Here is a 19,962-nt window from a genome sequence, read left to right as displayed (position 1 = left end):
GTCAGGCATTGTCGCGGATGCCCGCAAAGAGGTCGTCCTCGGGGAGGGAGGAATCCACGAGAGACTTCGCGAGCTCGTACTCCTCGGTCGGCCAGACCTCCTTCTGGAGCTCCAACGGCACCCGGAACCAGCCGCCGTCCGGGTCGATCTGCGTGGCGTGGGCGATCAGCGCCTTGTCGCGGATCTCGAAGAAGTCGGCACAGGGCACGTGCGTGGTGAGCGTGCGCTCCGTGCGCTCGAACTCCGCCCAGCGCTTGAGCCACTCCCCGTAGGGCGACTCCATGCCGCGGTCGAGCAGCGCGTTGTGCAGCGCCTCGGTGCGGGGGCGGTTGAAGCCCTGGTTGTAGTAGAGCTTGAGCGGCTGGTAGGCGGGGCCGAACTCGGACTCCGGGTACTTCTCGGTGTCCGCCGCGCCCTCGAACGCCACCATGGAGATCTTGTGGGTCATGATGTGGTCGGGGTGCGGGTAGCCGCCGTTCTCGTCGTAGGTGGTGATCACCTGGGGACGGAACGCGCGAATCTGCCTGACCAGCCCGCCGGCCGCCTTGTCGACGTCCTCCAGGGCGAAGCAGCCCTCGGGCAGCGGGGGCAGCGGGTCGCCCTCGGGCAGACCGGAGTCGACGAAGCCGAGCCACTCCTGCTTGACGCCGAGGATCTCGCGGGCCTCGTCCATCTCTTTCTTGCGTACCTCGTGGATGTGCTCCTCGATGTACTTGTCGCCCTGCAGCTTGGGATTGAGGATGGAGCCGCGCTCCCCGCCCGTGCAGGTCACCACCAGCACGTCCACCCCCTCGGACACGTACTTCGCCATGGTGGCCGCGCCCTTGCTCGACTCGTCGTCGGGGTGCGCATGAACGGCCATCAGTCGCAGCTGGTCAGTCAAGACTCGATCCTCAGTGAATTGGCGCCCGGTGTCTTCGGGTGCGTTTGATTGGGGGCCGTCCCGCAGGGACGTCGTCGAGGGGCGGCGGTCGGGCGGCGGGCGGGGGACTTCTATAGTGACCGAATCGGGGGGCGAATAATTCCGGGGTCCAGCCTCGGAGACCCCTTTCGGGGTGTATGTCCCGGCCCGGCGAGAGGACGATCATGAGTACGGCGAGCACGCGGCTGCCCGAGGGCCGCTACGGCCGTCCCTCCGAGGAGCGCTCCGACCGCCGGCTGAAGATCGCCGGGACCGCCTTCGGTGCGGCCCTGCTGGCGCTGATCGGCTACTTCGCCTACCACTACGTCGCGCAGAACGAGATCAGCGCGCAGGTGATCGCCTTCAAGGCCTCGGACAGCGCGGTCGAGGTGCATCTGGAGGTCCACAAGGACGCCGACGTCGACGGCTACTGCACGCTGCGCTCCCAGAGCGAGGACGGCACAGAGGTCGGCCGGGCGGACTTCCGCTTCACCGGTTCGGCCACACGCATCGACAAGGTCGTAACGCTCCGTACGACGGCCCGGGGCACGACGGCCGAGCTGGTCGGCTGCCACGCCGGGTGACTTCGCCCTGGCACATAGGCGCTGACCTGCGTTGACGTAATTCTGATGGCTTATGTCCTCCCCCTTCGGCCGTTGAATTGTTAGGCTCGTGGTTTCGCCCATCCGTGAAGGAACATTCTTCTGGGTAGGGCGATGCTTTGTATTCCCAGTACCTACGAGGAGCACCTGTGACCCAGACCAGCGAGAACGTCACCTGGCTGACCCAGGAGGCGTACAACCAGCTCAAGGCCGAGCTGGAGTACCTGTCTGGTCCTGCGCGCACGGAGATCGCCGCCAAGATCGCGGCCGCGCGCGAGGAGGGCGACCTGCGCGAGAACGGCGGGTACCACGCGGCCAAGGAGGAGCAGGGCAAGCAGGAGCTCCGTGTGCGCCAGCTGACCCAGCTTCTGGAGAACGCCAAGGTCGGCGAGGCTCCGAACTCCGCGGACGGTGCCGTGGCCCCCGGCATGGTCGTGACGATCGCCTTCGACGGCGACGAGGACGACACGATGACGTTCCTGCTCGCGTCGCGCGAGTACGCGAGCGCCGATGTCGAGACGTACTCGCCGCAGTCCCCGCTGGGCTCCGGCGTGATCGGCCACAAGGTCGGCGAGGACGCGGAGTACGAGCTGCCGAACGGCAAGAAGGCCTCCGTGCGGATCCTCAAGGCCGAGGCCTACTCGGGCTGAACCCGGCTGCCGGTTTCCCGGCCAGCCCCCGGCGTCCGCAGGACGCCGGGGGCCTCGTCATGCGGTGGCCGAGCGGTACTTCCGGACCGCCAGGGTACGGAAGACGACGATGATCAGGATCGAGTAGATCAGCGAGGCCCACACCGGGTGCTGCATGGGCCAGGCCTCCGAGTGGGACTGGCCGGGGTTGGCGAACAGCACACGGCACGCCTGGACCGTGGCACTGAACGGGTTCCACTCCGCGACATGCCGCAGCCACGGGGTCATATTGCTGGTGTCCACGAACGCGTTGGATATGAAGGTCACCGGGAAGAGCCAGATCAGCCCGCCGGAGGTGGCCGCCTCCGGGGTGCGGACGGTCAGGCCTATCAGTGCGCCGATCCAGGTGAACGCGTACCCGAGCAGGAGCAGCAGGCCGAAGGCGCCGAGGATCCTCGCGGCGTTGGTGTCCCCGAACGTGCTCGTGCGCCAGCCGACCAGCAGGGCGACGACCGCGAGGACGAGCAGGGTCAGCGCCGTCTGGACCAGGTCGGCGAGGGTGCGCCCGGTCAGCACCGCGCCGCGTGCCATGGGCAGGGAGCGGAAGCGGTCGATGAGGCCCTTGTGCATGTCGTCGGCGATGCCCGCGCCGGAACTGGCCGTGGCGAACGTGACGGTCTGCGCGAAGATGCCTGCCATCAGGAAGTTCGTGTAGTCGGCCGCGCTGGTGCTGGTGCCGATCTTCATGGATCCGCCGAACACATAGGTGAACAGCACCACGAACATGATCGGCTGTATGAGCCCGAAGATGACCATCTCCGGGATCCTGGACATGCGGATCAGATTGCGCTGGGCAACGATCAGCGAGTCCCTCAGGGATCTGCTGAACGGGTTGCCGGGGGCCGCGACCGGTGTCGCGTCGGATACGGCACTCACTTCGCGGTCTCCTTGTTCTTCTTGCGGTCACCGGGCTTCTTCGAGGCGCCGTTGCCCTCTTCCTTCTCCTCCGCCACATGTCCCGTCAGGGACAGGAAGACGTCGTCGAGGGTGGGGCGGCGCAGTCCGATGTCGTCTATCTCGATGCCGCGCGTGTCCAGTTCGCGGATGACCTCGGCGAGCAGCTTGGCGCCGCCGGTGACGGGGACGGTCAGCTTGCGCGTGTGCTCCTCGACCGTGGTGTCGCCCTTGCCGAAGCCGCCCAGCACCTCGGCGGCCGTCACGATGTCCTCGCGCTGGTGCACGACGACCTCGACGCGCTCGCCTCCTGTGCGGGCCTTGAGCTGGTCGGAGGTGCCCTTGGCGATGACGCGGCCGTGGTCGACGACGGCTATGTCGTGGGCCAGGTGGTCGGCCTCTTCCAGATACTGGGTGGTGAGCAGCAGTGTCGTACCGCCGGAGACCAGCTGCTTGATGACCTCCCACAGCTGCTGGCGGTTGCGCGGGTCGAGGCCTGTCGTCGGCTCGTCCATGAACATCACGGGCGGCGACACCACGAGCGCGGCCGCGAGGTCGAGCCGGCGGCGCATGCCTCCGGAGTAGGTCTTGGCGGGGCGGTCTGCGGCGTCCGTGAGGTTGAACTGCTGCAGCAGCTCCACCGCGCGGGCCTTCGACGCCTTCGCGCCCATCTGGTACAGCCGACCGACCATCTGCAGGTTCTCGCGGCCGGTGAGGTATTCGTCGACCGCCGCAAACTGGCCGGACAGGCCTATGGAGCAGCGGACGGCGTCGGGGTGCTTGAGGACGTCCACACCCGCGACCACGGCCTTGCCGCTGTCGGGGCGGAGCAGGGTCGTCAGACAGCGGACGGCCGTCGTCTTGCCGGCGCCGTTCGGCCCGAGCAGGCCGAGGACGGTGCCTTCGGGGACATCGAGGTCGACGCCGTCCAGTGCCCTTACGTCGCCGAAGGTCTTCACCAGGCCTTCGGCATAGATGGCGCCTGGCATATGAATCTCCACGTCTTTGGGGATGGGGCGAAATGGCTGGGGAGTGGCTGCGGCTGCACAACAGACCATAACGCGTTATATCGCGTCACTCAATGGAATTTTCTCGTCATTGCCCGAACGAGTGACGGGCTCGACGTTGCCCGAGCGAGGTGAAGGATGAGTGCCGTCGAGGTCTCCGACCTCAATCGATGACCGTGTATCCCGCCTCGCGCAGGGCCTGGCCGACCTCGGCGCAGTGCTCCGGGCCCTTTGTCTCCAGGTGCAGTTCCACCTCCGCCTCGGTGAGCCCGAGCCGCGGGTCGGTCCGTACATGGCTCACGTCGAGGACGTTAGCGTCCACCACTGACAACACCCCGAGAAGCGTGGCGAGGGCGCCCGGCCGGTCCGTCAGCCGAAGCCGAACGGCCAGGTAGCGGCCCTGCGCGGCCATGCCGTGGCGCAGCACCCGCTGGAGCAGCACCGGATCGACGTTCCCGCCGGAGAGCACCGCGACCACCGGCCCGGGGAAGGCTCCGGGGTCCGCCAGCAGCGCCGCGACCGGACTCGCGCCGGCCGGTTCGACGACCAGCTTGGCCCGCTCCAGGCACAGCAGCAGCGCGGCCGACAGCTGGTCCTCGGTGACCGTGCGGACCTCGTCCACCAGCTCGGCGATGATCCCGAACGGCACCTCGCCCGGACACCCCACCTTGATGCCGTCGGCCATCGTCGCCGGGTTCTCGATCGCCACCGGCCGCCCGGCCGCGAGCGAGGGCGGGTACGCGGCCGCGCCCGCCGCCTGCACACCGATGATCCGCACGTCCGGCCGCAGCGTCTTCACGGCGACCGCGATGCCGGCCGCGAGCCCGCCGCCGCCGATGCCGACGACGATCGTGCCCACCTCCGGGCACTGCTCCAGGATCTCCAGGCCGACCGTGCCCTGCCCCGCGATGATGTCCGGGTGGTCGAAGGGGTGGATGAAGACGGCGCCCGTCTCCTGCGCGTACTCCCGCGCCGCGGCCAGCGTCTCGTCGACCACCTGACCGTGCAGGCGCACCTCGGCGCCGTAGTCCCGGGTCGCGCTGATCTTCGGCAGCGGGGCGCCCCTCGGCATGAACACGGTGGCGTGCACGCCGAGCAGCGCGGAGGCCAGCGCCACGCCCTGCGCGTGGTTCCCGGCGCTCGCGGCCACGACACCGGCGGCGCGCTCCTCGGGCAGCAGGCCGGCGATACGGACGTAGGCACCCCTCAGCTTGAAGGACCCCGTCCGCTGGAGGTTCTCGCACTTGAGGTGGACCGGCGCGCCCACCAGCTGCGACAGATGCCTGCTGCCCTCCATCGCGGTCACCCGCGCCACACCCGTGAGCATCTTCTGCGCGCCGCGTACGTCGTCGAGGGTGACGGGCCGCAAGGAGTCAGGCGTGCTGTAGCTCATGACACAAGTCTCGCAGTTCACAGCCGGGCACAGCGGGTGTGACCAAGCTCCGAGACCGGTTTGCGCAGCCCCGGTACGGCCCGCCCCCCGGCCGCGTACCCTGTCCCCCAACCCAGCACTCTTCATGAAGCGAGCCCCCGGCCATGCCCACAACACCTGAAATGTCGATGGACATGACGACCGTCGGTGACACCGGTCTCCTCGACACGCTGCAGCACGAGGTGGCGGTCTTCGCCCGCCGTGCCGAACAGACCCGGCTCGGCGGCGTCGGACAGGTGCGCAACTCCATGGACCGCGCCGCATACCTGCTGCTGAACCGCCTCGACAAGGAAGGGCCGATGGGCGTCAAGGCCCTCGCCGCGAGCATGGGGATCGACTCGTCGACGGTCACCCGGCAGGTGGCTCCCCTGGTCGACACCGGGCTCGTCAAGCGGACCTCGCACCCCGAGGACGGGCGGGCGGTGGTGCTCCAGCTGTCCCCGCGCGGGCTGTCCCGGCTGGAGGAAGTTCGTTCGTCCCGGCGCCAGTTGATGGCCGAGCTGACTCACGACTGGGCGCCGGAGGAGCGCGAGGCGTTCTGCGCGCTCCTCACGCGCTTCAACACCGCGCTCTCCGCGCGGATGGCGGTCCCGGGCGTGCCCGCGCCGGAGACTCCGTCGGCCTCCTGAGCGCCGGACCCTTGACCCCGGGCCACCGCTGGCCTCATATGAGACCGGGTCCTGGTCGCACACGGTTCCGCGTTCCGTACCGGCCGGTCCCCCTCAGGCGGGAGGCGCGGTGCGAGAACGGCAGGCGTCCCAAAGCGCCCGCCGGGCCCGGGAGTTCGAGGCATTCGTCGCGGGCGCGGCAGGGCGGCTGCTGCATGCCGCCACCCTGCTGACCGCGGAGGCGCCGAACGACAACCCGCGCGCGCGGCGGCTGCTCACCCTGGCCCTCGCGCACACGTACGCGTGCTGGGACCGGCTGCGCGGGGAGGACCCGTACGACCGCGCCCGCCAGTACCTCGCCACGCGTTTCGCGCGCGGGGCCTGGCACCAGTACGGCGGTCTCGGCCGCGGCCGCCCACATCCCACGAGTGCCCTGGCCGTCCTCGGTCCCCAGGAGCGCCTGATCCTCGTCCTGCGGTTGTACGAGGGGGTCGCCGAGGAGCAGGTGGCGGCACTGCTCGGACTCCCATCGGAACGGGTCCATGTGATCTGCGACCGGGCGACGGCCACGCTGCTGCATCCGCGCCGGGGGCAGCCACCTGCCGTGATGGGCGCGAAGGTGGCACCGTCGTGAGGCGGCGGGACGACGGGAGGCACCGGTGAACCGGGCCGAGCGGGAGGCCGCCGCGCGGCGGATCATGGAGCAGGCGCCGCCGCCGGTACCGCCGGAGCTGTACGCGGAGGTCGTGCGGCGCGGGAGCCGCATGCTGCGCCGCAGGACCGCGGCCCGGCGTCTCATGTGGCTGCTGCTGTTCGCCGCGACCGTGGCCTTCACCGTGTGGGCCCTGACGGCCCGGCCCTGGGTGGAGCCGCCGTCCCAGACGACTCCACCGATCACCGGCTGGTGAACCGGCGCTGTGGCCGGCGCAGCCCCGGGTTGCTAGCCCAGCGCCTGCTGCAGGTCCTCGAGCAGGTCGTCGACGTTCTCGATGCCCACGGAGAGGCGGACGAGGTCGGCCGGGACCTCCAGGGCCGAACCCGCCGCGGAGGCGTGCGTCATCCGGCCGGGGTGCTCGATGAGGGACTCGACGCCACCGAGGGACTCCCCGAGGGTGAAGACCTTGGCGCGGTTGCACACCTCGACGGCCGCCTCCTCGCCGCCCTCGACCTGGAAGGAGACCATGCCGCCGAACGCCGTCATCTGCTTGGCGGCGGTCTCGTGACCCGGGTGCTCCGGCAGGCCGGGGTACAGGACCCGCGTCACGCGCGCGTGCCGGCTCAGCATGTCGGCGATCTTCGTGGCGTTCTGGCTGTGCCGGTCCATGCGCACCGCGAGCGTCTTCGTGCCGCGCAGCACCAGCCAGGAGTCGAAGGGCCCGGCGACCGCGCCCATCGCGTTCTGGTGGTACGCCAGTTCCTCGCCCAGCGCCTGGTCGGACACGATCAGCGCACCGCCGACCACGTCCGAGTGACCGCCCATGTACTTGGTGAGCGAGTGCACGACGACGTCCGCGCCGAGCGAGAGCGGCTGCTGGAGGTAGGGCGTGGCGAAGGTGTTGTCGACGACGAGCTTCGCCCCCGCGTCATGGGCGATCTGAGCGACGGCGGCGATGTCGGTGATGCCGAGCAGCGGGTTGGAGGGGGTCTCCACCCACACGGCCTTGGTCTTCGGGGTGATGGCGGCCCGTACGGCCGCCGGATCGCTGGTGTCGGCTACGGACCATTCCACGCCCCACCGGGACACGACCTTCGCGAACAGACGGAACGTGCCGCCGTACGCGTCGTTCGGGATGACCACGTGGTCGCCGGGGCTGAGCAGCGTACGCAACAGGGTGTCCTCGGCCGCCAGGCCGGACGCGAACGCGAGGCCGCGGCGGCCGCCCTCCAGCGCGGCGAGGTTCTCTTCCAGGGCGGTCCTGGTCGGGTTGGCGCTACGGCTGTACTCGTAGCCACCGCGCAGGCCGCCGACGCCGTCCTGCTTGTAGGTCGAGACCTGGTAGATCGGCGGGACGACCGCGCCGGTGAGGGGATCGGCGGTGTTGCCCGCGTGGATCGCGAGGGTCTCGAAGTGCTGACTGATGTGCCTGTCGCTCATGTGCACCGAGCGTAGTGCGCCCGCGGCACTACTGCCGGACAGCGGGTCGCACACGGCCGGAAGCAAGGGTTTTCCCCGTGCGTGACGGGGCATGCGGCGGGCCGGCCGGACGGTTTTCCACAGGCGGAGCGGGACGGGTTGGCCAATTGTCGGCGGCGTCTGGTTCGCTTGAGTCATGGTGATTCTCTGGGTCCTGATGGCGCTGCTCATGCTGAGCTTCGCACTGCTCCCGATCCTGCGGCGCAGGCGCGGGATGATCGAGCGGGTCCATCCGGGCCATCCGGACGCCGCGGACCCGGCGAACTACGGCTTCGCGCGCGAGGAGGAGCTGGACATCCGCATGCCCGGCCCCGACCAGGACCTGCTCGACGTCCTGGACCTGGTGCAGCGCACCCAGGAGTACCGGGCCGCCTCGCAGCTGCTGGCCGGCACCGGGACGGAGGGCGAGCTGCGGTGGCAGCGCGTGCAGGCCTTCGCGGGCGCGGCGGCGCTGGAGCTGCAGCAGCGGCCCGGCGGGGTCCATGAGACTCCGGGCGGGCAGTGGCTGCGGGTGTGGCGGGCCGAGCAGCCCAAGGACGCGGGCGGCGCCGCCGTGCACGCGGAGTTCCTGGTGCAGCAGGCGTGGCGCACGTCGACCCCGGGCACGGACGAGTTCCGGATCATCATGGAGGAGGCCAGGGACGCGTGCGCGCAGGCCGCGCTGCTGGCTCCCGGCGACCCGGTCCCGCACATCGTCGAGCTGTCGGTGGCGCGCGGACTGGCGTACCCCCAGCCGGAGTTCGAGAAGCTGTGGCTGAGGATCCTGGACCGGGACCCGGCCCACATGGGCGCCCATCTCGCGGCCCTGCACTACTGGTGCGAGAAGTGGCACGGCTCGCGTGAGCTGGCGTACTCCTTCGCGGAGGCCGCCGCGGCGCGCGCACCCGAGGGCTCCCTGCTCGCCGCGATGCCGCTCTTCGCGGTCTTCGAGCACCTCCCCGAGGTGAACCTGGTCAGCAGCTTCTACCAGAGCGAGGTCGTGACCAAGGCCATCCACGGCGCGCTCCACGCGGTGCACGCGGCGCGCCCCGACGACCCGATGACGGCGCACGTCCGCCACCTGCTGGTCTTCTTCCTGGTCCGCGCCGAGCGCTGGGCGGAGGCCATGAACCAGCTGATACACGTCGACGGCCATGTCGGCGCCCTCCCCTGGTCCCTCTCCTGCGACCCGGCCGCGGAGTTCGCCGTCTACCGCGCCCTTGCGGTGGCGGGCTACGAGGCGAACGGCGGCAGCCCGGCCACACTGCTCAGCTGACCGCCCCCGGACCGCACGTCAGGGCGGGGCCCTGGCCGACGGGTACATGTCGGAATCCGGACGGCGCCGCAAGCGGACAGTCGATCTCACCTCCCGGCCGGGTCGCGCGGCCGCGAACCGGCTCTATGAACGCCTCGGCTTCCAAACCCGGCAGCCGACGGTCCATCGCTTTGCAGCCGACGGGTAGGACGTCCCGCTGCTACCACTGACGGTCAAGAACGCCGCACCCAGTCCGAGCGGCGACATCTGAGGTGAACGACGCAGTCGTTCGGGTGACTGGATGCCCTGGCGGGGGCGGCGGCTACCGTCCGCCGGGTTGGGTGAGGACAGAGGTCAGCCAGGGGTCTGGCGACCCTGATGCCTGCCCTGCCCGGCGGACGTACGCCGCGTGGCCGAATGTGTTACGCCTTCGGCACGAGGTTGTGCTCTGTGCCGAGATGAGCGGCGCTCGTGTCGGCATACATCGTGGTCTCGCCGTCCGACCAGCGGATGACGAGATCGTCGGTGCGGCGGTTCGGGGTGAAGTCGCCAGTGGTCATCACCTTGTTGTGCGTCCAGAGGTCGTTGGGGTTCTGGATGCGCTGCTCGGTGCCGAGGCCGGAGGTGGTGGTGTTCACGTAGTTGTCCAGTTCGCCGTCGCTCCACTGCACCATGAGATCCCACTTGGCGCTGCCGGAGTACTCCCCGCTCGTGAGCAGCGTGGCGTGCCGCCACGTGTCGTTCTTGTCCTTGAGCTTGTGCTCATTGCCGAAGGTACCGGCGCCGACCCCGGTGTAGAGGGTCACTTCACCGTCCACCCAGCGCACGATCAGATCGGTGACGTACTTGGAGGCGTTGAACCGGCCCGCCGCGATCTGGGTCGCGTTCTTCCAGAGGTCGTTCGGCTTGATCATCTGGGTGCCGGACCAGTTGAGGCCCTTGGTGCCGACGTCTCCGTACAGTGTCACTTCGCCGTCCACCCAGCGGACCAGCAGATCGAATTGGTTCGAGCCGGTGAAGTCGCCCGCGGTGATGGTCTTGGCGTTCTTCCACAGCGAGTTCTTCGCCAGCAGCTGCCGTTCGCCGGTGAAATGGCCGTTCCCGTCGCTGGAGTACAGGGTGGTCTCACCGTCGGACCACACCACGATCATGTCGCTGTGGCCCTTGCCGTTGAAGTCGCCCGATGCCATCAGACTGGCGTGCTGCCAGGTCTTGCCGCTACCCATCGAATACGGAAGCGGCGGTTGCTTGTAGGGGTCGGGGCGCTTGACCGTCCGGTCGTGCCGGGCGTCGTCGTACAGCCGGAAGAACTGGTCGCCGTGGACGGGGCTGTAGGTGAGCCAGTCGACGTTCTGGTCGTTGCCGCCGCCGAAGTAACCGCCGACGTTGCCGATGATCTGGCCGGTTCCCTTGGCCCAGTCGATTTTGGAGAACCACGGGCCGCCGGAGACTCCACCGTACATACCGCTGCAAACGGCCTGGATCTGGTAGAAATTCGGCAGCGCCCAGGTCTGAGTGGGGCAGCGGACAGCCCGGTCCGCGGAGTCGTGCGAGGCCTTGGGATATCCGACCATCGTCACGTTGTTGTTGAACGAGGGCGTACGGACGAGCTGATTGGCGCCACCCACCGCGTTCTGGACCTTCTCGCCGCTCGACGAGTCCGCGAGCGCAGCGAACGAGAAGTCCAGGTCGGACGTCTTGTCCTTCGTGTTGGGCGCGTCGTACCGAGGGTCCTTGAACCACTTGTCGACCCGGAAGAACCCGTACGGCTGCTTGTTCAGCCCGTTGGCGTTGTCGTACTTGGGGACGAACACGGAGTGATGACCACCACTGCAGTGCGCCGCGGTGAGGATCAGGTTGTGGCCGGGGCTGTCCACGACACTGGCGGAGCAGGAATGCGCCCGCATCTCTCCGGTCGTCGGCTCCTGCGTGTAGGAGAAGAGCACACCGACGGACTTGATGCCCATGAAGTGCTCCACGGTGATCCCGGCGGCCGGTCCGGTGCCCCGGAGCGCGGGCGTCCGGGACGTCGTGCCCTGGTTGTCGGGAGCCGAGGGCCGGGCGGGGTCGGTCGCGGAGGCCATGCGGGCAGGGGTCCAGAACCGGATCGCGTCCGCGTCGGTCCAGCTGTCGTCGTTCGGGCCGGCGGTGAGGCCCGGCTGGTGCGCCTGCCCAGGTGGGGGCGCGGTCACGCCTGAGCCGGGGGAGTGCCTCTTCACGGCGTCGGGGTGAGGGTGGGCGTGTGCGAGTCCGCCTCCACTCGTCAGACACGCAGTGACACTCGCGGCCACTACCGCAAGGCGTCGTATTCGGTTGTACACGCTACGCAAGGTGATCCTTCTGAATCATGGGGTGACGGCCTCGGCCAGGTCAGGCGGGGCCGCAAGCTGGGTGGCCCTCAGGAGGAAACGGCGGTCTTTCGCCGCCGGCGCCACACGACGAAGCCCGAGGCGGCGATCAGGACCGCACCTGCCGCGGTGCCGCCGACGGCCGGCCAGGAAACCGCAGACGCAGCGTCGTGCGCGACGGCCTGTCCTGCCACGGACACCTTCTGAGTGATCGTCCGCCGCCCGAAGCGGCCGGACAGCGCCATGTCGTATTCGCCAGGCGGAAGGTCGTCACGTACCTGGGCGCGCCCCTGGTAGACGGTGGAGCCGTCGTCGGCCAGGCAGCGTTCCAGGCCGACGCCGCCCTCCTTGAGGTGCACGTCGTGCCGGAACGCCTGTGAGGTGACGGTCAGTATGCCTTTGTCCATCACCGTCGGCTCCAAGGTCAGCACCACATAGGCGTCACTACCGGGCCGCACGAACGTCGGGGTGTCGTTGCAGGCCGGTGCGTCCTTCGGATAGATGACAAACCGGCGGGCCGGCGTCGAGAACCTCGGTACGACGACGAGCCGCGTTGTCGCGATGACGCGACCTCCGGCCTTGGCGGTGACCGGGTAGGTCCCCGGGTCGATGTCATCCCGGGTGCCCGGTACCGGCGTTGCGTCCTTCTCAACGAACAGGCCCTGTGCGTCCTTTGCCGGGACGAGCTGAATCGGCTCGTCGAGCGCCGGTGAGCTCACGACCACCTTGTCCGTCCCCGCAGGCACGTTCCAGGCGTGGAACTCGACGTCCCCGCCCACTGTGATCTTCGGACGGGGTCCGAAGTACGTCAGCCGGGGAGCATTGTCGTCCGGGAGTGCCTCAGCAGGGGTGCCGGCCAGGACTGCGGCAGCGAGCACGGCTATGGCGCCGACCCGAGCCGCACAGCGGGCAGTGGCCTTCTTCACGTGTGTTCCCTCCGTAGACTCGGCCGCCCGTCGTCCGACGCTGGTCAGGCGTCGAGGGGAAGCCGATCAGCTGTCACCCTAGGTGCTCACTGGGGCCAGGGCCACAGACATGTTCGCGGCGGTGCTGGTCCCAACGGTCTGTCTTCCCGGTGCTGTTGCTCTGCGACAGGGGCGGGATCGCGGCGCGGGCGTGCGACGCCTACGGAGCTGAGCGCGTGGGGCTGGCTGTTGCTGCGGACCTCCGCTGCCGCGATCCGCGACAACCGGCCCGTCGAGGCCGAAGACGGCGCCCAGACGCGTGACGTCTGGCCGAGACGATCCGTGGAATCGAGCACCTCGTCCGTCCGGGCTGGGCGCCCTGAACAGTCATCTGATCGTGTGGCTGCGCTTCGCCAACCCCGTCGCATAGGCCGCGGCGGCCTCTCCCGCAGGAGACGGCGGCGACGTCGAGAGCCCTGCTGACCGGTCCTGAGCGGGTCAGGCGAGCCAGTCCGTGTAGCGGGTGGTGGCCAGGTGGGCGTTCTTGTCGGTGAGGACGTCGCCCTTGACCACGGCGAACATGCCGGCCGTGGGGTCGGTGACGACGGTACGGCTGTCGCCCTTGTGGGTCAGGGTGATCCGGCCCAGCTCGTCCAGGGCGAAGACCTCGGGGCCGACGATGTTGCGGATGCCGTTGAGCGGGGCACCCACGGCGACGTCCGACACGGCGGCGGCCACGTCCTTGGAGGCGATCGGCTGGATCGGCGTGGCGGGCAGCCGGACGGTGTCACCTTCGGTGGTCCAGGACAGCACGGCGTCCATGAAGTCCATGAACTGCGTCGCCCGGACGATCGAGTAGGGGATCGGACCGGCCGCGAGGAGCTGCTCCTGGAGCGCCTTGGCCCGGTAGTAGTCCAGCTCCGGCACCTGGTCCACGCCGACGATCGAGAGGATGACGAAGTGGCCGACGCCGCCCTTGTGGGCCGCGGCCAGAAGGTTGTCCATCGAGGTCTGGAAGAAGGCCGGGGAGGCTTCGTCGAAGGTCGGGGAGTTCGTCAGGTTGACGACGACGTCGGCTCCCGCCACCGCCGCCTCTTGACGTGGATCAAGCCGTCGTTCCTGTGGATGATGTACCGCTGCGGCTGGGGCGCCAAGGAGGGGCAGGAGACCGTCCTGGCTGTCGAGATCGACCGTGACGGCTTCGCATGGGCACTGCGCCACGCGTGTCTGTCGAGCTACGCCCGCGGGGTGCACCCCGACCGAGCCACCTGGCAGCGTCAGTTGAAGCGTGCGCCCACTCGCGTGCAGTGGGACCCCGAGCGGGACCTGCGCCTGCGGCCCTGCCGTACCGGTCCCTGCAACTCGGCCTCTCCGGTGAGGCCGCACGACGCTACGCGGACGAATGGACGGTCGCCATCCGCGACGTGACCCCACTCGCCCACGAGATCCACACCCTCGTCAGCACCGGTGACCTGACCTCAGCCACCCGACTGCTGCCCCAGGAACGCCCCTATCCCGTTGCGGACGCATTCCTTGCCCACCTGCACGGATGACGGGCTGGTCCACCCGACAGCCGGCTGCGGCCCATGGGTCACATAACGCCGCAGGCTGAGCGGAACTGGGGGCGTCCTGCCCGACTGGCCCACGCCGGTTTCGACCGACGGTGACGGCGGCCCGGAACGCGACGACTGCTCCTGCCGACGGCGCGAGCCCACCCGCGTCACTGGCGGCCCCGCGCCTCCACCTCGGTGCTTCTTCGTATGATCCTGAGGTTAGTCGAGACGCGAGATGCCGACATGGTGGGGGATACGGCATGGGGGCACCAGGCACAAGTAAGGGTGAGAACGGCGGTCCCGACCTGCATGTGTCGTCCACGGGCCTGACAAAGCTCGCCGGTGATCTGGGCGAGATGCAGGACCACCTCGACAAACAGATCAAGCGCATGGACGAACTCGTCGACCGTATCGAGGCCGGCTGGCGGGGCCCGGCGGCAACGGCGTACCGGGAGTTCCATCGTGCTGCCGCGGAGGACGCCGTACGTATCCGGGAAGTGATGAAGGGCCTGGAGCAAGCCGTACGGATGAGCCGTGACGGTTTCAGTGCCGACGATCTGCAGGTGCTCGAACAGATGCGTCGTATCCACGTGGACGTCAACAGCGAGGTAGACAAACTCTCCACGCCGCATACAGGAGCCGACGACACACTGGCTCGCCCACGCAGCAGCCTGGACGGCTTCTGACGCTCGCAGCGCCACGTACCGGCCACGCAAACACGGTCACCGACTCCAAGGGGGAATCATGTCGACGGGTGCCGACGGCGACCACATATCAGTCTCGTTCGCCACACTCCACGAACTAGCCGTCGAACTGGAAGACATCCTCAAACAGCTCAACGGCACGCTGGACGACCTCTACGACCGCGTCGAACCGGTCGTACTGTCCTGGAAGGGTGAGGCCCGCGAGATCTTCGTCCAGAAGCTCGATGAATGGGACCGCTCCGCACAGGACCTGCAGGCAGCCCAGAAGTGGCTGCACCAGTACGTCACCACCGGCCACATCAATTACGCGGCAGCGCACAAGGCGGTCCTGCGCGGCTGGGGAGCCGCCTGATGGCCACCCCCGCGGCCCCCGGGCAAGGGAAGATCGATGTGACGCCATCGGTCCTCTACCAGGTCTCCACGAACGTCGCCGGCCAACAGGACCCTCTCGACAAGGGGATCAAGGCGTTCCTGGACGAGTTGGCACGGTATCCGGACGGCGGCGGCAACGGCTCGGCCATGAAGGACTTCACGAAAACCTATGTGAAAGTCACCAATTGGTTCCTCGAAGTGTGGGCCAAGTCCGTGGTGAGCGTCGGTGGTGCCGGCGTCGGATTCACCAGCACCGCCAACAACTACGCGGCGGCCGACGCCGCCACGAACCCCTCGTCAACAGGTCAACCGACACAGCGACCCGCTCCGCATGTGATCGACACACCGCCCAAGTACGGACCGGTCACCGACTTCGAGTGGGGGGACGTCGACGCCGGCCAGGACTTCGCGCAAAAAGCCCTGGAGGGGCTGGAAGCCGCAGTGCTCACCATCATGCGCCCGCTGCTGGAACACGAGTGCCGTTGGGGCAAGGCGGCGAAGATCCTCCCACTGCCCAATCACCTGCGGCTGTACAAGATCTCTGAGACCTGGAGGATGCCTCAGACCACGCTCAGCATGGTGGACGGGATGCTGACCAGCTTCGTCGGCGGCATCACCGACCAGTCCAACCAGGAGTGGTACGACGCCATGCGGCAGTTCTGCAGCACGCTGTGGGGGACGTCTGCTTGGGGGAAGACCCGAGAGGGCTACGACTGGGCGAACGACGGCGCGCGCAAAAGGGGAACCAGTCACCCTGTCTTCGCCGTTCTGTTCGACACCTGCGATGCCATGGTCGATGCCGTGTACAACGTGGCCCAGGCGGCGGAAGACGTTCGCGACGACCTGCACCGGATCTATCGGCAAGCCGTCGAGGACAGCATCAAGGAGCTCGATCCGCGAAACTTGGACATCACGGACGCCAAGAGCGTGATGAAGGGGCTGTGGCACGTAGGAAAGGGACTGGTCACAGACGTATCAGTCGGTATCGTCCTGCACACTGACGAAGGCGCCATGAACGACGCTGTCGCCACCTACAACAACCGGGTTCACCGTCAGGTTCGACGCGTCCAGGACCTGATGTCGGCGCTGGACGAGGCTTACACGAGCGCGCCGACCTTCAATGCGGAATCCGCTCGGGCTGAGGCATTCGGCGCGCGGGCCCTGACCGATTTCAAAGGAAACCCGCTGTACACGGTGCCGGGGGACAGCGAGGACAACCATGCATATCCGATCGACCTGGCGAATCAGGAAGGTATTCACAACAGCCACGTCATCGACAAACACGTGGGCAAGACCGATGAGCAACTGGCGCAGCGGCTCAGAGACCAACCGACGATTCCCGCCGCCTCCAGCTTCACCGATTTGACATCCGCCCAGAAATACACACAAAACACGGTGGAGTATGTGGGCCCGCCCGCTAATTCAGGCCAGCGCAACGAAGGTGTGGACAACCAGGAAAAGATTAAGAGATGGCTCTCCAGGCCGCGCGCCGACAACTCGATCCTGAAGCTGGATCCAGTGGAGTTCAATTCTGTGACCGGGCGTACCATTACGTCGGGGAACCCGAGGGCGAGTGCGGCTCAGGACGCGCACTCGGTAGAGGTCGTACTCAAGTACAAGAACGGCCTTCACCCGCCGTATGTGGTCTACACATCCATGCCGAGGCTGCCATGAGCGCACGAGGAGAGGGTCTGTGAAGGAAAAGACCGGTCTGCCCGCGTGCGCGCAAGGACGTTTCGAGGAGCGTCAGTCCTTCGCCGCACTCGTCGCCCGCAGAGGCGCGGACTGGCACGACACGGTGATGGAAGCGATCCAGGGTAACCCCGTGCTGAGCCAGGTAGACCGCCAGGAGCTGCAGCACAGCATCCTGGAGATCTCACCCCGTCAGGCCATGGAGCTGGCCGGACTGATCTCAACCGGATCGCTTCTGTACGGCCCCAGTGAATCCCTTCATGCGCCGGACACGGAACGCGACGCCTGCCTGCGGGAAATTTTGAGGGCCACGGGAAACGGCGCACGTTTCTTCACCAACCACGGGCACGCGGAAGACGGCGAAGAGGGCGACTTCCTGTCCTCGTCCTTTCACGCCAACGTCCTGGCCGGGACCACCATCGACATCTGCCTTCTCGGTGTGTCGGACGAGAACGTCCTGGTGCTCTGGCGTTTCGAGGACGACTAGCCGTCCGCGACCACCCGACCGACGCCCGCACAACACCCGTGAAGGGACCGGAAGTGCCCACTCGCTCCGCCACCTACCCCGACCGCGAAACCGCCCAGTGGGCCACCCAGCAGGTCGTCACCGCCAACGAGCAGCTGATCCACCGCTGGCTCGCCCAGTCGACACGCTCGCGTCTGACCATCGAGGCGTCGTGGCCGTCCCGGTCCGAGCCGGTCGGACGCGTCCTCCTGCAGGCGATGATGCTGGCCGGGCGGGAGCCCGTCGATGTGCGAGCCGCCCGCGTCACCCTCAAGCGGGACGACTCCGTCCCACACGGCTTCGCCGTCCATGCCACCTTTCCCATCTACCTGTAGCGATCGCAGAGGCTGACCACCGTGCCCCTGAGCCCCCTCGAACACGACCGCCGGTATGGCGAGCTCGACCAGGTCATGCGCGCCTACCTCGGGCACCCGGCGGACGACACCCCGGACGAGCCCGGCGCAGCCCTGACCGCTTATCTCCGTCAGACGTGGCACAGCCGACCGTGGGCTCTGTCCATCGCCGAGCGACAGTTGCGTGACTACGCCGAGAATCCGCCAGGGCGACTGCGGTTGCGGCTCGGGGAGTTCTACGCGATCCCTGACATCGGCCTCGCTGGGGGCGAGGTCCAGCAGTGGCTCCGCTGCCTCGCAGACCACATCAAGCGCAGCATCGAGGCGGGTGAGGTCCCGCCGCCGGCCATCCCCGCCACCCACTGGGAGTGGCATGCCCGTTTCCCCGAGCTGGGCCAGTTCCTCGGGGGCTGGTTCTCGCAGGACATGCCCGACGAGTTCACCGACCACGCCTCGGCCGTCGAGGACTACCGGGTCTCGACAGACCCACATCTCGTCGCCCGACTGATCGGGGAGGTCCACGAGTTCCTCTCGCTCGATCTCGACGATTCCGACTACGCCATTGCCGTCGCCGAGTTGGGCATGGAGGTCGATCCCCCAGCCCCATACTCACCGGGTGCCTGGCTCGCACTTGTCGCTGACCTGCTCACTGGACCGCATGCCAGCCAGGAACAGGGACCGAAAAGCAGATGAGCCGAGATGACGTGATCCTCCCCTCTACCCCGCCACCCGGCCGACTGGTCACATCGGCACAGCGGACCGGGCCGTACCGGAGTGCCCTGCCCGACCGGCGTCAAACCCCCGGCAGCCCGGCGTCAGCGACGCCCCGGTGGTCGTCCTGGGCCTGGCAGGGCCGGCTGCAGTCGCTGAGGATTGCGGTGATCCTGTCAGGGAGACGCGGCTGGGGCGTCATTCACCTCGTCGTCGGAGTGGCGCTCGTCGTCGCCGGCCTGGGAGTCCTGATGAACAAGAGCTGGGGCCGCGGGGCCGGTGCCGCGACGGCGGGGATCAGCCTGATCACCCAGTTCATGTTCGTTCCGCACTACCCGGTGTGGGCCATCTCCGTGATGACGCTCGACATTCTGATCCTGTTCGCGCTGACGAGGTACCACATCGAAACCACCGGCGGCCGGTGAACGCAGGTCAGGCGAGCCAGTCCGTGTAGCGGGTGGTGGCCAGGTGGGCGTTCTTGTCGGTGAGGACGTCGCCCTTGACCACGGCGAACATGCCGGCCGTGGGGTCGGTGACGACGGTACGGCTGTCGCCCTTGTGGGTCAGGGTGATCCGGCCCAGCTCGTCCAGGGCGAAGACCTCGGGGCCGACGATGTTGCGGATGCCGTTGAGCGGGGCACCCACGGCGACGTCCGACACGGCGGCGGCCACGTCCTTGGAGGCGATCGGCTGGATCGGCGTGGCGGGCAGCCGGACGGTGTCACCTTCGGTGGTCCAGGACAGCACGGCGTCCATGAAGTCCATGAACTGCGTCGCCCGGACGATCGAGTAGGGGATCGGACCGGCCGCGAGGAGCTGCTCCTGGAGCGCCTTGGCCCGGTAGTAGTCCAGCTCCGGCACCTGGTCCACGCCGACGATCGAGAGGATGACGAAGTGGCCGACACCGCCCTTGTGGGCCGCGGCCAGAAGGTTGTCCATCGAGGTCTGGAAGAAGGCCGGGGAGGCTTCGTCGAAGGTCGGGGAGTTCGTCAGGTTGACGACGACGTCGGCTCCCGCCATCGCCTCGTCCAGTCCCCGGCCACTGATGACGTCGACCCCGGTGGACTGCGAGTGCGGTACCGCCTCGTGCCCGGCGGCATTCAGGTTCTTCACGACCTGCGACCCGATCAGCCCGGTACCGCCCATGACTGCGATCTTCATGACGTGCCTTTCGTCGGTGCTCGGCGTTCGGCGCTCAGCATTCGATGCTCAGTTTTTGGCTTTTGTTCGTAATGTGGCATTTCGCAATATGGCATATGGGGACGGGTGTCGGTGCGGGCTCCACCCGTGCGTCGCGCAGCGACAACCCGCGTACCTC

At 68.2% G+C, this 19,962-nt stretch carries 21 protein-coding genes and 2 pseudogenes; 14 read left to right on the top strand and 9 right to left on the bottom strand.

Annotated elements, in window-relative coordinates:
* Position 1: 1 nt before the first annotated feature.
* Positions 2–862: a mycothiol conjugate amidase Mca gene (gene mca / locus N8I87_RS25505; RefSeq protein WP_263216660.1), complete on the bottom strand. Its 861-nt coding sequence runs from the start codon at positions 860–862 to the stop codon at positions 2–4.
* 224 nt (positions 863–1,086) lie between these two features.
* Here mca and N8I87_RS25500 point away from each other — a divergent pair, with 224 nt between their 5' ends.
* Both N8I87_RS25500 and greA read left to right on the top strand, forming a co-directional pair.
* On the top strand, positions 1,087–1,485 hold the full coding sequence (locus N8I87_RS25500) for a DUF4307 domain-containing protein (RefSeq protein WP_263212059.1): 399 nt from the start codon (positions 1,087–1,089) through the stop codon (positions 1,483–1,485).
* Positions 1,486–1,652: 167 nt separating this feature from the next.
* A complete protein-coding gene (gene greA, locus N8I87_RS25495) occupies positions 1,653–2,153 on the top strand; it encodes a transcription elongation factor GreA (RefSeq protein ID WP_263212058.1) in 501 nt (166 codons plus the stop codon).
* Positions 2,154–2,210: 57 nt separating this feature from the next.
* Here the strand turns inward: greA and N8I87_RS25490 are convergent, their stop codons facing one another.
* The 3 genes from N8I87_RS25490 to ilvA all read right to left on the bottom strand — a co-directional run bounded on the left by N8I87_RS25490 (position 2,211) and on the right by ilvA (position 5,486).
* Entirely contained in the window at positions 2,211–3,068 is an 858-nt protein-coding gene (locus N8I87_RS25490) for an ABC transporter permease (RefSeq protein WP_263212056.1), read from the bottom strand.
* A complete protein-coding gene (locus tag N8I87_RS25485) occupies positions 3,065–4,075 on the bottom strand; it encodes an ATP-binding cassette domain-containing protein (RefSeq protein WP_263212054.1) in 1,011 nt (336 codons plus the stop codon). Before N8I87_RS25485 ends, N8I87_RS25490 begins: the two co-directional genes overlap by 4 nt.
* 181 nt (positions 4,076–4,256) lie before the next feature.
* The gene (ilvA, locus tag N8I87_RS25480) at positions 4,257–5,486 is read right to left on the bottom strand and encodes a threonine ammonia-lyase (RefSeq protein ID WP_263212052.1); all 1,230 of its coding nucleotides are present in this window, start codon (positions 5,484–5,486) and stop codon (positions 4,257–4,259) included.
* 161 nt (positions 5,487–5,647) lie between these two features.
* Between ilvA and N8I87_RS25475 the strand changes: the two genes are divergently transcribed.
* The 3 genes from N8I87_RS25475 (at position 5,648) to N8I87_RS25465 (ending at position 7,041) form a co-directional block, all read left to right on the top strand.
* Positions 5,648–6,154, top strand: a complete 507-nt coding sequence (locus N8I87_RS25475) for a MarR family winged helix-turn-helix transcriptional regulator (protein ID WP_263212050.1) — start codon at positions 5,648–5,650, stop codon at positions 6,152–6,154.
* Positions 6,155–6,263: 109 nt separating this feature from the next.
* A complete protein-coding gene (locus N8I87_RS25470) occupies positions 6,264–6,767 on the top strand; it encodes a sigma factor-like helix-turn-helix DNA-binding protein (RefSeq protein ID WP_263212048.1) in 504 nt (167 codons plus the stop codon).
* A gap of 25 nt (positions 6,768–6,792) precedes the next feature.
* Positions 6,793–7,041 (top strand): hypothetical protein, encoded by a 249-nt coding sequence (locus N8I87_RS25465; protein ID WP_263212046.1) that lies wholly within the window; start codon positions 6,793–6,795, stop codon positions 7,039–7,041.
* A gap of 32 nt (positions 7,042–7,073) precedes the next feature.
* Here N8I87_RS25465 and N8I87_RS25460 read toward each other — a convergent pair whose 3' ends face one another.
* Positions 7,074–8,228, bottom strand: coding sequence for a cystathionine gamma-synthase (locus N8I87_RS25460; protein WP_263212044.1), 1,155 nt, complete (start codon positions 8,226–8,228; stop codon positions 7,074–7,076).
* Between the two features lie 175 nt (positions 8,229–8,403).
* Between N8I87_RS25460 and N8I87_RS25455 the strand changes: the two genes are divergently transcribed.
* Positions 8,404–9,522, top strand: coding sequence for a hypothetical protein (locus tag N8I87_RS25455; RefSeq protein WP_263212042.1), 1,119 nt, complete (start codon positions 8,404–8,406; stop codon positions 9,520–9,522).
* 401 nt (positions 9,523–9,923) lie between these two features.
* On the opposite strand, the gene N8I87_RS25445 is transcribed toward N8I87_RS25455, so the two are convergent.
* The 3 genes and pseudogenes from N8I87_RS25445 to N8I87_RS25435 form a co-directional block, all read right to left on the bottom strand.
* Complete coding sequence (locus N8I87_RS25445) at positions 9,924–11,720, bottom strand: FG-GAP-like repeat-containing protein (RefSeq protein WP_263212040.1); 1,797 nt, start codon at positions 11,718–11,720, stop codon at positions 9,924–9,926.
* Positions 11,721–11,899: 179 nt separating this feature from the next.
* Positions 11,900–12,775, bottom strand: a complete 876-nt coding sequence (locus tag N8I87_RS25440; protein ID WP_263212038.1) for a hypothetical protein — start codon at positions 12,773–12,775, stop codon at positions 11,900–11,902.
* 477 nt (positions 12,776–13,252) lie between these two features.
* Positions 13,253–13,849, bottom strand: a pseudogene (locus tag N8I87_RS25435) (SDR family oxidoreductase); the annotation flags it as partial.
* Here N8I87_RS25435 and N8I87_RS25430 point away from each other — a divergent pair.
* The 8 genes and pseudogenes from N8I87_RS25430 to N8I87_RS25395 all read left to right on the top strand — a co-directional run.
* Positions 13,841–14,307: pseudogene (locus tag N8I87_RS25430) on the top strand (DUF4291 domain-containing protein); the annotation flags it as partial. The pseudogenes N8I87_RS25435 and N8I87_RS25430 sit on opposite strands and share 9 nt — an antisense overlap.
* Positions 14,308–14,567: 260 nt before the next feature.
* Entirely contained in the window at positions 14,568–14,993 is a 426-nt protein-coding gene (locus N8I87_RS25425; RefSeq protein ID WP_263212037.1) for a WXG100 family type VII secretion target, read from the top strand.
* A 58-nt stretch (positions 14,994–15,051) separates the two neighbouring features.
* Positions 15,052–15,363, top strand: a complete 312-nt coding sequence (locus N8I87_RS25420; RefSeq protein ID WP_263212035.1) for a WXG100 family type VII secretion target — start codon at positions 15,052–15,054, stop codon at positions 15,361–15,363.
* Entirely contained in the window at positions 15,363–17,057 is a 1,695-nt protein-coding gene (locus N8I87_RS25415; protein WP_263212033.1) for an RNase A-like domain-containing protein, read from the top strand. Before N8I87_RS25420 ends, N8I87_RS25415 begins: the two co-directional genes overlap by 1 nt.
* A gap of 19 nt (positions 17,058–17,076) precedes the next feature.
* Positions 17,077–17,562 (top strand): hypothetical protein, encoded by a 486-nt coding sequence (locus N8I87_RS25410; protein WP_263212031.1) that lies wholly within the window; start codon positions 17,077–17,079, stop codon positions 17,560–17,562.
* Positions 17,563–17,615: 53 nt separating this feature from the next.
* Positions 17,616–17,915 (top strand): RNase A-like domain-containing protein, encoded by a 300-nt coding sequence (locus N8I87_RS25405; RefSeq protein ID WP_263212030.1) that lies wholly within the window; start codon positions 17,616–17,618, stop codon positions 17,913–17,915.
* Between the two features lie 21 nt (positions 17,916–17,936).
* Positions 17,937–18,626 (top strand): contact-dependent growth inhibition system immunity protein, encoded by a 690-nt coding sequence (locus N8I87_RS25400; protein WP_263212028.1) that lies wholly within the window; start codon positions 17,937–17,939, stop codon positions 18,624–18,626.
* 185 nt (positions 18,627–18,811) lie between these two features.
* Positions 18,812–19,069 (top strand): DUF7144 family membrane protein, encoded by a 258-nt coding sequence (locus N8I87_RS25395; RefSeq protein WP_263212026.1) that lies wholly within the window; start codon positions 18,812–18,814, stop codon positions 19,067–19,069.
* A gap of 7 nt (positions 19,070–19,076) precedes the next feature.
* On the opposite strand, the gene N8I87_RS25390 is transcribed toward N8I87_RS25395, so the two are convergent.
* Positions 19,077–19,805, bottom strand: coding sequence for an SDR family oxidoreductase (locus N8I87_RS25390; protein WP_263212024.1), 729 nt, complete (start codon positions 19,803–19,805; stop codon positions 19,077–19,079).
* Positions 19,806–19,962: the final 157 nt, after the last annotated feature.

It is taken from the genome of Streptomyces sp. HUAS 15-9 (assembly GCF_025642155.1).
Classification (GTDB): domain Bacteria; phylum Actinomycetota; class Actinomycetes; order Streptomycetales; family Streptomycetaceae; genus Streptomyces.
This window is presented reverse-complemented; position numbering and strand designations above follow the sequence as displayed.

Bases quoted from the DNA above. Each gene is read 5' to 3' on its own strand.
- mca (WP_263216660.1), bottom strand. From the start codon at position 862: ATGGCCGTTCATGCGCACCCCGACGACGAGTCGAGCAAGGGCGCGGCC.
- N8I87_RS25500 (WP_263212059.1), top strand. From the start codon at position 1,087: ATGAGTACGGCGAGCACGCGGCTGCCCGAGGGCCGCTACGGCCGTCCC.
- N8I87_RS25485 (WP_263212054.1), bottom strand. From the start codon at position 4,075: ATGCCAGGCGCCATCTATGCCGAAGGCCTGGTGAAGACCTTCGGCGAC.
- ilvA (WP_263212052.1), bottom strand. From the start codon at position 5,486: ATGAGCTACAGCACGCCTGACTCCTTGCGGCCCGTCACCCTCGACGAC.
- N8I87_RS25475 (WP_263212050.1), top strand. From the start codon at position 5,648: ATGTCGATGGACATGACGACCGTCGGTGACACCGGTCTCCTCGACACG.
- N8I87_RS25460 (WP_263212044.1), bottom strand. From the start codon at position 8,228: ATGAGCGACAGGCACATCAGTCAGCACTTCGAGACCCTCGCGATCCAC.
- N8I87_RS25455 (WP_263212042.1), top strand. From the start codon at position 8,404: ATGGTGATTCTCTGGGTCCTGATGGCGCTGCTCATGCTGAGCTTCGCA.
- N8I87_RS25425 (WP_263212037.1), top strand. From the start codon at position 14,568: ATGGGGGCACCAGGCACAAGTAAGGGTGAGAACGGCGGTCCCGACCTG.
- N8I87_RS25420 (WP_263212035.1), top strand. From the start codon at position 15,052: ATGTCGACGGGTGCCGACGGCGACCACATATCAGTCTCGTTCGCCACA.
- N8I87_RS25415 (WP_263212033.1), top strand. From the start codon at position 15,363: ATGGCCACCCCCGCGGCCCCCGGGCAAGGGAAGATCGATGTGACGCCA.
- N8I87_RS25390 (WP_263212024.1), bottom strand. From the start codon at position 19,805: ATGAAGATCGCAGTCATGGGCGGTACCGGGCTGATCGGGTCGCAGGTC.